The organism is Pseudomonas sp. DW-iso17 (genome assembly GCF_058725345.1).
Map to the genome: position 1 here is coordinate 34,806 of NZ_JBZXEA010000001.1, position 12,589 is coordinate 47,394.

Consider the following 12,589-nt stretch of genomic DNA (forward strand, 5'->3'; position numbering starts at 1 on the left):
CATGAAATTTTTAGGAAAAAGCCGGGGCATCTCCTCCCATGAACGTAGACGTCAATGGATTTGATGCCACTGGCATCAAATCCACTGACGTCTCCATAGTTAACCCTCTTAAACCAAACCGAACAGACCGCATTCAGCTTTTTGGCTGTCCTTCACCTTCATCTGTCGCAACGTTCCTGTCCAAGCGAATGCGAGGACACCACCGTGGCCGATCACTATCAACTCAATCTGGGTTCATTGCGCAGCAGCATCACCCTGACCCTGCACACCCACCATGCCGCCCGTATCTGGCAAGGTCGAGCCGCACGCGAAGGCGTCCACTCGATCATGGGTATGGCCGGCTACATCAGTGTCACCAACCTGATCAAACAAACCGCGGCCCAGGACGATCCCTATGCCGATTGGGCCATCGTGCAACTCGAAGAAAAACTGATGCAGGCCAAGGCTGGGATGCGGGAACTGACCCAACAGCTGGATCGGATCAGACAGGACCTGCCGACACAGATCGACATGGGGGACAACCTCAACATCCACCCCGTCACCTTGCCGTTGTACATCGGCAGCCAGCTGGGTTTTCTCGCGGTCTACCTGCTGACCGACTACGACACCCTGGTGCGTCGTACCCTGTTGGCCCATCACACCGCCCTGATCGGCCGTATCGACATGGAAGCCTGGATCGACGACGGTGCCCACCTGCTGCGCAGCCTGTTCGGACAGGCACAGCGTTATCGCCATGCTGGCGTCACCCGTGATGACATGGTGGCGAACAACGCCCGTGCCATTGCGGCCATCGAGAAAATGGGTTTGCCCCCAATGGACATCCTTGAGGGGCATCGCCGCTCCCAGTTCGCACCGCCAATCATTCGTCGTGGTGCTATGGCAGTGGATGACGCTGACGCGTTGGCAGAGGAAGCGGCAGAGTCATCTGCGACAGTGGATGAGTCGGAGGACGAAGCATGAATCCGATGATCCCGGCTCAACCAATGCCCTTCGAAGCGTTAACACCGGATGCCTATCGACAGCTCGAACACGCAGCCTCCCTAAAAGGCCTTTTAAAACCTTTTAAGGGTAAGGGGGAGTTGGAGCACCTGGCGCAGGTGGCGAGGGAAATCGAGGCGCAGTTATGTCACCTGATGGAGGCTGTGGTGCAGCAAGCCGGACAGCCCCCTTACTCGCTGCTGGACATTCGTTTAGTGCTGCAGAACACCAGCGCAGGCAGCACCTTTTTGCGTTGGCGCACCCGTGACTTCGCCCGTATGGGGGTTGCGGTCTGGGAACGCCAGATCTGCAACAACGCCCTGCCGCAGGCCGTACGCGAGAGATTGCACCGCTTCGAATGCGATCGCATTGCACTGAACCTGCAGATGAGCGTGGTGCATTCGCTCTACCGCCAGGCCACGACCTGCGCGATCAACATGGCCAGTGCCGAACGGCTGCTGCGCCAGTTCACACCCGCAGTGGAGGTATCACGATGAGTACTTTTTTCGTTGGCGAAGGCAATATCGGCAGTGCGCCAGAATTCCAGGAGTTCGCCTCTGGCAATGACGAGCCGCGGCGTTTGCTACGGCTGAATGTGTACTTTGACAACCCCATCCCACGCGAGGGCAGCTATGAAGATCGGGGCGGCTATTGGGCGCCGGTTGAGCTCTGGCACCGTGAGGCTGAACACTGGAGCACCCTGTACCAGAAAGGCATGCGCGTACTGGTCGAAGGTCGTACGGTGCGCGATGAGTGGGAGGACAGCGAAGACAATGCGCGGGTGACCTTCAAGATCGAGGCCCGTCGAGTCGGCATCCTGCCTCACCGGGTGCACAGCGTGGTCATGCGGGAACGCTCCAGTGAACCGACGACCGCTCAAAATACTGAGCAGGCCAGCTCGCCGACCTCGAAACCCAGGAAACACAGAGGGCAATCACCTAAGGCCTGAACGACTTCAGGCATAAAAATTGCGCCTTTGCGCGAAGTTCCTGGCCTGTCATTGCTCGCGGCTCATGAAGCCCCCCACCCAGTTACAAACGCTCCAATAAGGTAGCAGCTTCAGCCCATTCAAAGCCGCCCTCACCGACTAATATGAGGAACCTGCCATTCGGGTTTCTCATATCTCGCACCTGCTACTTCGAACAACGCTGCTCCGAACTCAATCCGGAGTAGTTATATGCGCCTCTTCCTCTGCGAAAAACCTTCCCAGGGTCGTGACATCGCCAAGGTTCTCGGAGCCACTCGGCGTGGTGATGGTTGCCTAATCGGCCCCGAGACAACTGTCACCTGGTGTATCGGCCACCTACTGGAGACGGCCCCGCCTGAAACCTACGGCATTCAGTACAAAAACTGGTCGTTGGATCATCTACCTATCATTCCCGTGCAGTGGCAGGTCGAGGTCAAACCCAAGACTGCCGCGCAGTTCAAAATCATCAAACGCCTGCTCAGCGAAACCACCACCGTTGTCATCGCAACCGACGCCGACCGAGAAGGTGAGATGATTGCCCGCGAGTTGCTGGAGCTCTGCAAGTATCCAGGCTCCGTTCAGCGCCTCTGGTTGTCCGCCCTCAACGAGGCGTCGATTCGCAAAGCCCTCTCCTCGCTGAAGTCTGGTCAGGAGACCTTCCCGCTCTATCACTCGGCCCTCGCCCGCAGCCGTGCCGACTGGCTGATCGGCATGAACCTCAGTCGTTTGTTTACCCTTCTTGGTCGGCGGGCAGGCTACGACGGCGTTTTGTCAGTGGGGCGCGTCCAGACACCCACCTTACGTCTGGTGGTCGATCGGGATCGTGCGATTGCCGGCTTCGTCCCGGTACCTTACTGGAACATTGAGGTACACCTATCGTCGATGGGCCAGCGATTCATCGCGGCGTGGTTACCGCCATGCTCAGGACGGGACGAGTCGGGGCGTTGCCTACAACAAGTGCTTGCCCATCACGCGGTCCAAACAATCACCGACGAGAAGTCCGCCACGGTAATCTCGTTACATACTGAGCACTTCCGAGAACCGCCGCCCCTGCCCTTCGACCTAAGCACGTTGCAGGAAGTCTGCTCGCGTAAGCTGGGGCTCGGCGTCCAGGAAACCCTGAACATCGCCCAAGCCCTGTATGAAACCCACAAAGCCACCACCTACCCGCGCAGCGATTGCCGCTATTTGCCAGAGAATATGTTCAACGAGGCTCCCGCGGTACTAGACGCCCTGCTCAAAACGGATCCTGCACTCAGACCTGCATTCGAGGACCTCGATCAATCATTGCGCTCCCGCGCATGGAACAATGCCAAGGTCACTGCGCACCACGGCATCATCCCCACCATCGAACCGGCAAACCTGGTGCGGATGTCCGAACAAGAACGCCATGTCTACGAACTGATCCGTAGCCACTACCTAGTGCAGTTTCTTCCGCATCATGAGTTTGATCGGACCCAGGTCGAACTGGCGTGTGGCGAAGAACGATTGACCGCTGTGGGCAAACTGATCTTGGTCCAGGGCTGGAAAAGCTTACTCTCCGAAAACACCGAGGAGGATGAGCCCAGTCACAAATCCCAAGTCTTACCCATCTTGCAAAAGGGAGCGCAGTGCGCAGTGGACAATGCCGAACTCAAATCCATGCAAACGGCCGCTCCTAAACCTCTCACCGAGGGTGATCTGATCAAGGCGATGAAAAACGTCGCCAAGCTTGTCAACGACCCACGCCTGAAACAGAAACTTCGGGACACCACCGGTATCGGAACCGAAGCCACACGAGCCGGCATTATCAAAGGGTTAATTGATCGCGGTTATTTGCTGAAGAAAAAACGCGCCTTGATGGCCACCGCCGCGGCCCATACCCTGATCGAGGCGGTACCAGCAGCAGTCGCAGATCCGGGTATGACCGCAATCTGGGAACAGGCGTTGGACGAAATCGAAGCGGGACGCCTGACCCTAGATGCGTTCGTTGCCAAGCAGGCGAACTGGATTGCGCAGTTGATCGCACACTGCCGCTCGCTCACGTTGGCAATAGCGCTCGAAACGAACCCAGGCTGTCCCATGTGCAACGCCTCAATGCTCAAACGAAAGGGCAAATCAGGACCGTTCTGGTCATGCTCCCGATATCCGGATTGCAAAGGCACTGTGTCAATCAGTAAAGATACGCGTCGCTCATAATGTTCCATGGGGCGATAACCATGAAAATGGTGCGTTCTCCGCCTTGACCTAGTCCCATCCTCTCTGCTGTAGTGGCTCAGGGTAATCGCCAACGGCAACCCAAGGCCGATTAGCTCCGGGCAGTTCGGTCAAACTCTTCGAGTTCGGAGTCTCCTCTTCTGCGGGATCTCGTTCCCGTTTTGTGCTCGACCTGATTGTGGTGGCGGATGACCACTGTTGCCTCTACCCGGCAATAGCGGTCATCCGCTTCGGCGATCGTATTCAGTCCCGGAGCCCACCGGGGAAACAAGGGGCACCCTTTGTGCGCGGATGCGTGCCAGCATGTTCCGACCCAGGCCACGACAAGGATCGGTTGACGAATCATTGCGCAGTTCAACCAAGTTTTGCGAGGAGCTTGTCGACTGCGTAAGACCGTCAAAGGTGGCTTTTCTGTTCCTTGCCTGACACTCCGTCAGGCCCACTCTTCATTTTGTTCATGCCAGTGAATACCACTCTAATCCAGGCGTAAAAAATCGGGTTGCAGCGTCTTGACGCTCCCCTTTGACAGGCTTATACAAAGGGCGTGGTTCGCTGTCGTTGACAGCCCAGCCCAGGTGGCCAGAACCTTCAAGGCTACGCCACGTTCGTGGTGGTTTACCCAAGTGCGATTAGCGTTCGGAAGCTCGCGCGGTTGCCGCTTCAGCGGTGATGAATGCCGACTAGTCCATGCCTGTGGATTACCACCGCAAACGCTCCTCTACTGCACAGCTATTCCTTCAGAAGCATCATTCTGATGGTCATCGGTTTGCCGGTGACGAGTCGTTCATCGCTCGACTTCATCTTACCCACCCTGACGGGGGCTCACTTTCCCGTCAGGGGCTGTGCGTCGCCGTTTTCCCTTGAAACAGGAGAACCACCATGGCCTACGCCAACCAATCCCAAGAAGCGACCTCTTACTTCAACCTGCACACCGTCGGTATCGGCTACCTCAACCGTGTTCGTGAAGTACAGGTCCGCCGCGGTCAGCCATTCATGGCCTGCGATATCGCAGCCTTGCATGGTGCCACTGATGCAGTGGAGTACACCCGCTTTGATTGCAAAGTCGCTGGTGGCGAAGCTGACCGTTTGATTCGTCTCTATATGGACGCCGTCAAGGCCGAGAAAAAGGTCTTGCTGTCGTTCCGTATTGGTGACCTGTGGATCGACCCATTTCTCTATGAGAAAGGCGATAAACAAGGCCAACCTGGCGCCAGCCTGAAAGGTCGTTTGCTGTTCATCGACTGGATCAAGGTCAATGGCAAGTTCGAATACAAAGCGCCCGCCAGGCAGGAAGCAACAGCACCTGCTGAGCAAGCGCCAAACCGTGAGCCGTCCCCAACTTCGGCTGATGCCGAAGTTGAGGATACCGACAACCCTACAGACTCCAGGATTGAACCGGAATCTCCAACCACTCCCCGCACGGCCCGCCGTGTCGCCACACGTGCTGTTCAGTCCGTCTGAACAATCCATGATGTTTTACATCAAGGCGCTCAATCGAGCGCCTTTTCTTCAACCAGCACAGGAGAACCAATATGGAATCCTTCTGGCTTTGCGACGACTGCCTGTTCGGTGCGGCTTACGAGGACTACAGCACGTTATCGCTGTATTACTCGCCAGATGAGACCGAACAACGTATCGCCGCGATACACCGGGGGCTGGTTCGCTTATTGCCCATCAGTGCCGACTTCGATCCCGAAACCGGCTGGGGAATAAGATCCTTTTCTCCATTGCCTTGCGACGGTTGTGGTTCACCTCTGCACGGTCAACGCCACCGATACACTCGGCTGTAAACCCTACATCACCTGCAAACGCCTGCAACTCCACACCCACCCTGGGGAAACCACTCCCCTCGGGCGTGTACCCCTGATTATTCCCTTCGGAGGTAGCGCCATGAACACCCCACTCACACTGATTGAGACCTCGGATTTCGAGGCTGATCGCATTATCCAAGAAAACCAGCTGATCGACGAAGCGCTGCATATTCTGGATCGTCGACTGTTCAACCGCGGTCCTAAACTGACGTCACCTGAAACCGTGACCTCTTACCTAAAACTGCAGCTTACACAACAAGAACATGAAGTCTTTGGTGTGATTTTTTTTGACGCCCAGCACCGGGTGCTGGCGTTTGAAATCCTCTTTCACGGCAGCATTGATAGCGCCAGCGTTTACCCCCGCCAAGTCGTTAAGCGTTCCCTCGCGCATAACGCTGCAGCCGTCATTTTTGTTCACAACCACCCCTCAGGGTGTACAGAGCCCAGCCAGGCGGACCGTGTTTTGACCGTACGGCTGAAAGAGGCCTTGGCCTTGATCGACGTGTGCGTACTGGATCACTTTATCGTGGGTGAAGGTCGCCCGCTCTCCCTTGCCGAATACGGATGGCTTTAAACCTCACAGGCGCCTACGGGCGCCTCGTTTATTTTCATTCTGGAGCACGCTCATGAACCCCACACACCAAGCCCCCACCCTGCTGATCGCCTCAAATCCATTTACTCGGGGCTACGACAAACTTTATATCGAACGGTTGTTACTGATCTTCTACGAGGATGGCTGTCCTCCCTGCTTTCGGCCTATGCACGACTCCCAGGAGCATCTGTCCGACGATACGTTGCAACTGGTCCCCTGCATCTTCAATGATGATTTCGCCTTGATCAGCGAAGGCCAATCCATTCTGAATGAATTGGATGGTTGCTGCCCGTCCAACGGACTGGTGCACCAGGTGGTCTATGCCGTAATAGGCTAAGTGTTCAACGAGCAGTGCCACGTCGCGGACTTTGACTCCTTGGAAGAAGCCAAGTCCGTGGTCCATCGTTTGAGTTTCGAGACTGGACGCTACAGCCGAGCTTGGGAGATCAGTACCGCACACCTCACTGAAGAAGCATTGCGCTACTTGGAACGCGGGGCGGACTATTTCGACTCTAGCCCAACCGGGCTGCTGTTCGAACCCTTTGTCCTGAAGGACTGCAATGGCAGTCGGGTGTAAGCTGATCGGCACGCCCTGGACAGACGATAACCTGATAAAAATCGAGGGCTGTTCTTACTCATCGCTGAGGCAAGAGCAACTCGATGCTAGTACGCCGGCAGCCTTGGTCAACGTACTGTATATGGCGGCATTGGCGGATGTGCGATTGTTGATCTTCGACCCCGACGCTGATGTCTTGGATGGACTAGCTATCTATGATGCAGAGCAAAGTATTTAGCGTTAACACGACCTGCCATAAATCGGATTTCTCACTGAATCGATCCTTCACCTCATGTCAGGTTCTGTACTGAATCTGACATGAGGTTTTTTCATGGAGCGTTTTTTTACGCCTGTCTGCCTGCTGTTTTTTTTGAGTGCCTGCAGCGCGCAAATTTCCACCCCATTGCCGACTAATCCAAAGATCGACAGTGGCTCCAATCGGACCCAATTATCAAGGAGCCCGGCCGAAGCAAACCATCCGGCGGAGATCCGTTATGGTCGCTATACCCTGGTGAGCACAGAGCCCACTACGGAGCAACGTGATCTTCTCGCTCAAATAATTGATGTGAGCATACCGTCCAACCTTAATCCCTCGGTAGAGGAGGCGATGCATTACGTGCTGCAGCGCTCGGGTTATTCGCTCTGCCCTACCACCGAACCAGTAAAGACACTTTTCACTCGGCCTCTGCCTGCAGCCCATTACCGACTCGGCCCGATTGCGTTACGCAGCGCACTACAGGTACTGGCTGGCTCCGCCTGGCAACTCACGACCGATGAGGTCAGCCGTTCGGTCTGCTTCGAACAGCAGAAAGCTGATGTCGGCATCGTGCGGGCTACACCAGACTCGTCCCATCAGGCGGAGGCACGTCCATGAAAGCCTCGACGTTTCAAACCATAATTGTTGGCTTACTTTGCCTGGCAGTCGCCGGGCTGAGCGGCGGTTTGTTTAACCAGTATCAGCGCATGGCCGAGCTACAGAGTACGAACACCCAGCGCTTCCAAACTTTGGACACCTTGCAACGTGATTTAAGCGCGCTCAGGGACGCACAGGAGAAACTGCAGTACTCGCTGAAAGACCTGAAGCAGATGGTCGATACAGGTGAGCAACAGGCCAATACCCTCGATCCGATGCTGGATCAGTGGGCGCAAGAGATACAGGAGATGCGCGACGGTCTGGCAGAGCGCGCCACCGTGAAAGATCTGACAGCTCTAAGCGGACGCTTTGAGCACGTCGAACAGCAGCTACTGGAGCTCAAGACTCAGCCTTCCCTACCACCGCCAACCTCTTCCGCGAACAAGCCGAAAAAGACGGCTCCCCCAAAACCCGTCCCGCTATCGCCACCGTTCTCGGTGTTGGGTGTCGAGTCCCGCGGAGGTGAGCGCTTTTTGGCAGTCGCACCTCATGACAGTAGCTCTCTCATAGATGTTCGGCTGCTGCATGCCGGCGAGCAGTTCGGAGCCTGGCACCTGAAAGTGCTGGAGCCGCACTCAGCCATCTTCTCGGTGGTCGCTCAGCCAGACCAGACCGTGCAACTCCCTTGAGAAGCGATCATGAACAGAGCGCCACTACTCCCCGTCGTCTGTCTCGCGTCGCTGCTGGCCATAGGCGCTGCGATGGGCACGCCTGTCACGACACCGTCGCGGATCCAGGACACACAATCCATTCCGCTGGGACGCTTGCACGCTGAACAGGCTGCAAGCTGGGGTCTGACGGAGCAGGAGTGGACGCGCTTCGAGCAGATCCAAACCGGCCCACGTGGTTTCTGGAGCCCGAAGCTCGATCCCTTGACCGCCCTAGGGGTTGAGGCCCAGACCGACCAAGAGCGCCAGCGCTATGCTGAATTACAGGTAGCACTGGAAGCCAAACGCGCCGAGCGTGAATTGGCCTACCAAAACGCTTACACCGCGGCCTGGACCAAGCTGTTTCCTGGTCAGCTACCGATCCAGGGCATGGCATCTTCTTCCCCTACCAGCTCATCAGTCGCCCCGCGCCCAGCCCTTTTTGTAGAGGACCACTGCCCTGCATGCACCGCTGAAGCACAACGTTTGCAGAACAGTGACACGGCGTTCGATATCTACCTAGTGGGCAGCCAAGGCCAAGATGAACGCGTCCGCAGTTGGGCTCGGCAAGCGGACATCGATCCGGCTAAGGTTCAACGCGGGCAGATCACCCTGAACCATGACCGTGGTCGATGGTTCAGCCTGGGGGCTCCGGGGCCATTGCCCGCCACATTTCAACAGGTGAATGGACAATGGCAACGTCTCGATTGATTGCTATTGCGCTCCTGCTGACGGTGCACACGGTTCGGGCTAACGAACTTCCGCCTCCGGCTTATCAACTGGCGGCGCATGACGCCAACATCCCTTCTACGGTGTTGTTCGCGATTGCCTTACAGGAGAGCGGTATTCGCGTCCGTGGTCGACTGCTGCCGTGGCCTTGGACCCTAAATATCGCCGGAACACCCTACCGTTTCCCCACTCGCCAGGCCGCATGTCACGCCTTGCTCCAGGCGCTCACACAATATGACGCTAAACGGGTCGACGCCGGACTTGGGCAAACCAACCTGGGTTATCACGGACAACGTTTTTCCAGTCCCTGCGAAGCTCTCGAACCCTACCGCAATCTAGCTGTGACTGCCGCCCTGCTGCAAGAGCATCACGCCGTCACCGGTGACTGGGTTTCAGCCGCTGGGCGTTATCACCGCCCTGCGGGAGGTTTACCCGCCGCGCGCTACCGCGATGGATTCTCCCGGCAACTCGCACGGCTACAGGCTTCCGCTGAACAAGGCACACCACCATGAAACGAATTCCTACTGCCTATTACTTCTCCCTGCTCTTGGCTGCTTTCGCCCAGTCGAAACAATCCGTTGCAGAGGACCAGTTTGGCGGCTTCACCCGTCCCCATCTTCAAGTTGCTAGGCCGCCCATAAACAACAATCTCCAGCCTGGTCGCGCCATGCATACGGACTTGTCCACATTTGCCGATGAAACCTGGATATTACCCGTTCGCAGCTCCCTCTTGAGCCCCGGCCAAATCACGTCTCGCGCCCTAAACATGCCGGGCTTACGGCCATTTTTCCTGGTGGGTGAGGATACCCAATCACTGGCTTGGTTGCGTCAACGCGCGACTGAGCTGCAGGAAATCGGCGCGGCTGGCCTTGCCGTCGAAGTGGCCGATACCGGAGCCTTGGCTCGGATCCGAGCAGCCGCTCCTAGTGTCACCATCCTACCGGTCAACGGTAACGACATCGCCACCCGCCTGCAGATTGAGCATTACCCTGTCTTGATCACTGCCACATCATTGGAGCAGTGAGTAAGGTCATGGCCGAGCATGCGATGGAGTCCAAGCTCCGTCCCGCGGTGGAGCTTTACACGGTAGCAATTTGCATCGCTGCCGCAGTACTGTGCGTGTACTCGCCCTGGGCTGTGGCCCTGTCACCCGAGATCGGGCTGGTTGCGGCGCTGGCCTATACCCTATTCGGCCTGATCCGCCTGCGACAAGCATGGGAGGTGTTGCGCTATCGGCGCAATATCCGTCGGCTATCCCGCTACGAGCTGACCAGTCGGCAGATTCCGGTCAGTTGTAAGCGTCTGTTCATGGGCCGCGGGTTTCGCTGGACCCGCCTGCATACCCAGCGCTTGGTCGAGGCTCAGGATCCAGCGGTCGCACATTATGTCGACCAACCGACCTGCTATCGCCTGGCCCGTGGACTCGAACGGTCCCTTGAGCATGCACCGTTTCCGCTATCGACATTGGCTCGTGTCACCGCCTGGGACAGTGCCGTCAATCCGTTGCGCCCTTTACCACCGGTAGGAGGCTCGCCATTGCTGCATGGGGTCGAGCCCGATGAGACGCAAGTCAGTCTGCCACTGGGCGAACGGGTCGGTCACACGCTGGTGCTGGGCACAACCCGCGTCGGCAAGACGCGACTCGCTGAGGTGTACATCACCCAGGACATTCATCGCATTGAACATGAGGTAGTGATTGTCTTCGACCCGAAGGGCGATGCCGACTTGCTCAAGCGCATGTACGTCGAAGCCAAACGCGCCGGCCGGGAGAAAGAGTTTTATGTCTTCCATCTGGGCTGGCCAGAAATCTCCGCCCGCTACAACGCGGTGGGACGTTTCGGACGTATTTCTGAAGTGGCATCTCGCATCGCTGGGCAGCTCAGTGGTGAAGGTAACTCTGCGGCCTTCCGTGAGTTCGCATGGCGTTTCGTCAACATCATTGCCCGGGCTTTGATCGAATTGGGCCGGCGTCCGGACTACCTGCAGATCCAGCGGCATGTGGTCAACATCGATGCGCTGTTCATCGAATACGCCCAGCAGTTTTTCGCCAAGACCGACCCGAAGGCGTGGGAAGTGATCGTCCAGCTCGAAGGTAAGCTCACAGAGAAGAACATTCCCCGGCATATGATAGGACGCGAAAAGCGGGTGGTGGCCATCGAGCAATACCTGGCGGTGAAGCGTGTATTTGATCCCGTAATGGACGGACTGCGTTCAGCGGTGCGCTACGACCGCACTTACTTCGACAAAATCGTGGCCTCGCTACTGCCGCTGCTGGAGAAACTCACTACCGGCAAGACCGCTCAGTTACTGGCTCCCAACTACACCGACCTGGATGACCCGCGGCCGATATTCGACTGGATGCAGATCATCCGAAAACGCGGCATCGTCTACGTTGGCCTGGATGCGCTGACTGATGCCGAAGTGGCCGCCGCCGTGGGCAATTCAATGTTCGCCGACTTGGTCTCGGTAGCGGGACATATCTACAAACATGGCATTGACCATGGGCTGCCTCAATCTGGCAACGCTGGTGACAAACTGCCAATCAACCTACATGCCGATGAGTTCAACGAGTTGATGGGCGATGAGTTCATTCCGCTGATCAACAAGGGGGGCGGTGCCGGTATCCAGGTAACCGCCTATACCCAAACCCTCAGCGATATCGAAGCACGTATAGGCAACCGCGCCAAGGCCGGCCAGGTGGTGGGCAATTTCAACACCCTACAGATGCTGCGGGTGCGCGAAACCGCAACCGCGGAACTACTCACCCAGCAGTTGCCCAAGGTTAATGTGCTGACCAAAACATTGGTCTCGGGTGCGACCGACACCTCCGATCCGGAGGCCAATACGGACTTCACCTCGTCCTCACAGGACCGTGTCAGCAGCACCAGCGTTCCGCTGATCGAGCCTGCTCACATCGTCAGTTTGCCCAAGGGGCAAATGTTCTCCTTCCAGGCCGGTGGTCAGCTCTGGAAAGTCCGCATGCCGTTGCCAAAACCCTCCAACGACGATGCCATGCCCAAAGACCTGCAGGAACTAACTCAACGGATGCGAGCGGCCTACAACGCGCAGGCGGGACAATGGTGGAGCGCCAGTGGTGGCGGCCCAACTACCAACTTCGATTTAGATCAGGTGGGATAGCCCGGCCCCACCACAGGTTTCGATCAACCGAATACGCACTCGGCAGGAGTCATGCCTAAATC

13 protein-coding genes and 1 pseudogene are annotated in these 12,589 nt (G+C 57.1%); all 14 read left to right on the top strand.

The annotated features are described in order from the left end of the window. Window positions 1-204: 204 nt before the first annotated feature. The 14 genes and pseudogenes from AC4PS6_RS00175 to traD all read left to right on the top strand — a co-directional run bounded on the left by AC4PS6_RS00175 (window position 205) and on the right by traD (window position 12,527). Window positions 205-960, top strand: a complete 756-nt coding sequence (locus AC4PS6_RS00175; protein ID WP_169864288.1) for a PFL_4669 family integrating conjugative element protein — start codon at window positions 205-207, stop codon at window positions 958-960. Continuing rightward, window positions 957-1,475: a DUF3158 family protein gene (locus AC4PS6_RS00180; protein WP_042558372.1), complete on the top strand. Its 519-nt coding sequence runs from the start codon at window positions 957-959 to the stop codon at window positions 1,473-1,475. Before AC4PS6_RS00175 ends, AC4PS6_RS00180 begins: the two co-directional genes overlap by 4 nt. After that, the gene (locus AC4PS6_RS00185) at window positions 1,472-1,927 is read left to right on the top strand and encodes a single-stranded DNA-binding protein (RefSeq protein ID WP_042558371.1); all 456 of its coding nucleotides are present in this window, start codon (window positions 1,472-1,474) and stop codon (window positions 1,925-1,927) included. The genes AC4PS6_RS00180 and AC4PS6_RS00185 overlap by 4 nt, the downstream gene beginning before the upstream one ends. A 228-nt stretch (window positions 1,928-2,155) precedes the next feature. Next, window positions 2,156-4,123, top strand: a complete 1,968-nt coding sequence (locus tag AC4PS6_RS00190) for a DNA topoisomerase III (protein ID WP_042558370.1) — start codon at window positions 2,156-2,158, stop codon at window positions 4,121-4,123. An 897-nt stretch (window positions 4,124-5,020) separates the two neighbouring features. Continuing rightward, window positions 5,021-5,602: an STY4534 family ICE replication protein gene (locus AC4PS6_RS00195; protein WP_042558369.1), complete on the top strand. Its 582-nt coding sequence runs from the start codon at window positions 5,021-5,023 to the stop codon at window positions 5,600-5,602. Window positions 5,603-5,673: 71 nt separating this feature from the next. After that, window positions 5,674-5,931 carry a hypothetical protein gene (locus AC4PS6_RS00200; RefSeq protein WP_080896004.1) on the top strand — a complete coding sequence of 86 codons (258 nt, stop codon included), beginning with the start codon at window positions 5,674-5,676 and terminating at the stop codon, window positions 5,929-5,931. A 100-nt stretch (window positions 5,932-6,031) separates the two neighbouring features. Continuing rightward, the gene (gene radC, locus AC4PS6_RS00205) at window positions 6,032-6,526 is read left to right on the top strand and encodes a RadC family protein (protein ID WP_042558368.1); all 495 of its coding nucleotides are present in this window, start codon (window positions 6,032-6,034) and stop codon (window positions 6,524-6,526) included. A 52-nt stretch (window positions 6,527-6,578) separates the two neighbouring features. Then, window positions 6,579-7,338 (top strand): annotated as a pseudogene (locus AC4PS6_RS00210) (DUF5983 family protein). Window positions 7,339-7,431: 93 nt separating this feature from the next. Further along, window positions 7,432-7,974: a PFGI-1 class ICE element type IV pilus protein PilL2 gene (gene pilL2, locus AC4PS6_RS00215; protein ID WP_042558367.1), complete on the top strand. Its 543-nt coding sequence runs from the start codon at window positions 7,432-7,434 to the stop codon at window positions 7,972-7,974. Then, complete coding sequence (locus AC4PS6_RS00220; protein WP_042558366.1) at window positions 7,971-8,642, top strand: tropomyosin; 672 nt, start codon at window positions 7,971-7,973, stop codon at window positions 8,640-8,642. The genes pilL2 and AC4PS6_RS00220 overlap by 4 nt, the downstream gene beginning before the upstream one ends. Before the next feature lie 9 nt (window positions 8,643-8,651). Beyond that, on the top strand, window positions 8,652-9,371 hold the full coding sequence (locus tag AC4PS6_RS00225; protein WP_042558365.1) for a TIGR03759 family integrating conjugative element protein: 720 nt from the start codon (window positions 8,652-8,654) through the stop codon (window positions 9,369-9,371). Beyond that, window positions 9,353-9,901, top strand: coding sequence for a lysozyme family protein (locus tag AC4PS6_RS00230; RefSeq protein ID WP_042558364.1), 549 nt, complete (start codon window positions 9,353-9,355; stop codon window positions 9,899-9,901). The genes AC4PS6_RS00225 and AC4PS6_RS00230 overlap by 19 nt, the downstream gene beginning before the upstream one ends. Next, a complete protein-coding gene (locus AC4PS6_RS00235) occupies window positions 9,898-10,413 on the top strand; it encodes an integrating conjugative element protein (protein ID WP_042558363.1) in 516 nt (171 codons plus the stop codon). The genes AC4PS6_RS00230 and AC4PS6_RS00235 overlap by 4 nt, the downstream gene beginning before the upstream one ends. 8 nt (window positions 10,414-10,421) lie before the next feature. Then, window positions 10,422-12,527, top strand: a complete 2,106-nt coding sequence (traD, locus tag AC4PS6_RS00240; protein ID WP_042558362.1) for a type IV conjugative transfer system coupling protein TraD — start codon at window positions 10,422-10,424, stop codon at window positions 12,525-12,527. Window positions 12,528-12,589 lie beyond the last annotated feature (62 nt).

Excerpts from the sequence above, each read along its gene's own strand:
- AC4PS6_RS00180 (WP_042558372.1), top strand. The coding sequence starts at position 957 with ATGAATCCGATGATCCCGGCTCAACCAATGCCCTTCGAAGCGTTAACA.
- AC4PS6_RS00185 (WP_042558371.1), top strand. The coding sequence starts at position 1,472 with ATGAGTACTTTTTTCGTTGGCGAAGGCAATATCGGCAGTGCGCCAGAA.
- AC4PS6_RS00190 (WP_042558370.1), top strand. The coding sequence starts at position 2,156 with ATGCGCCTCTTCCTCTGCGAAAAACCTTCCCAGGGTCGTGACATCGCC.
- AC4PS6_RS00195 (WP_042558369.1), top strand. The coding sequence starts at position 5,021 with ATGGCCTACGCCAACCAATCCCAAGAAGCGACCTCTTACTTCAACCTG.
- AC4PS6_RS00200 (WP_080896004.1), top strand. The coding sequence starts at position 5,674 with ATGGAATCCTTCTGGCTTTGCGACGACTGCCTGTTCGGTGCGGCTTAC.
- radC (WP_042558368.1), top strand. The coding sequence starts at position 6,032 with ATGAACACCCCACTCACACTGATTGAGACCTCGGATTTCGAGGCTGAT.
- pilL2 (WP_042558367.1), top strand. The coding sequence starts at position 7,432 with ATGGAGCGTTTTTTTACGCCTGTCTGCCTGCTGTTTTTTTTGAGTGCC.
- AC4PS6_RS00220 (WP_042558366.1), top strand. The coding sequence starts at position 7,971 with ATGAAAGCCTCGACGTTTCAAACCATAATTGTTGGCTTACTTTGCCTG.
- AC4PS6_RS00225 (WP_042558365.1), top strand. The coding sequence starts at position 8,652 with ATGAACAGAGCGCCACTACTCCCCGTCGTCTGTCTCGCGTCGCTGCTG.
- AC4PS6_RS00230 (WP_042558364.1), top strand. The coding sequence starts at position 9,353 with ATGGCAACGTCTCGATTGATTGCTATTGCGCTCCTGCTGACGGTGCAC.
- AC4PS6_RS00235 (WP_042558363.1), top strand. The coding sequence starts at position 9,898 with ATGAAACGAATTCCTACTGCCTATTACTTCTCCCTGCTCTTGGCTGCT.
- traD (WP_042558362.1), top strand. The coding sequence starts at position 10,422 with ATGGCCGAGCATGCGATGGAGTCCAAGCTCCGTCCCGCGGTGGAGCTT.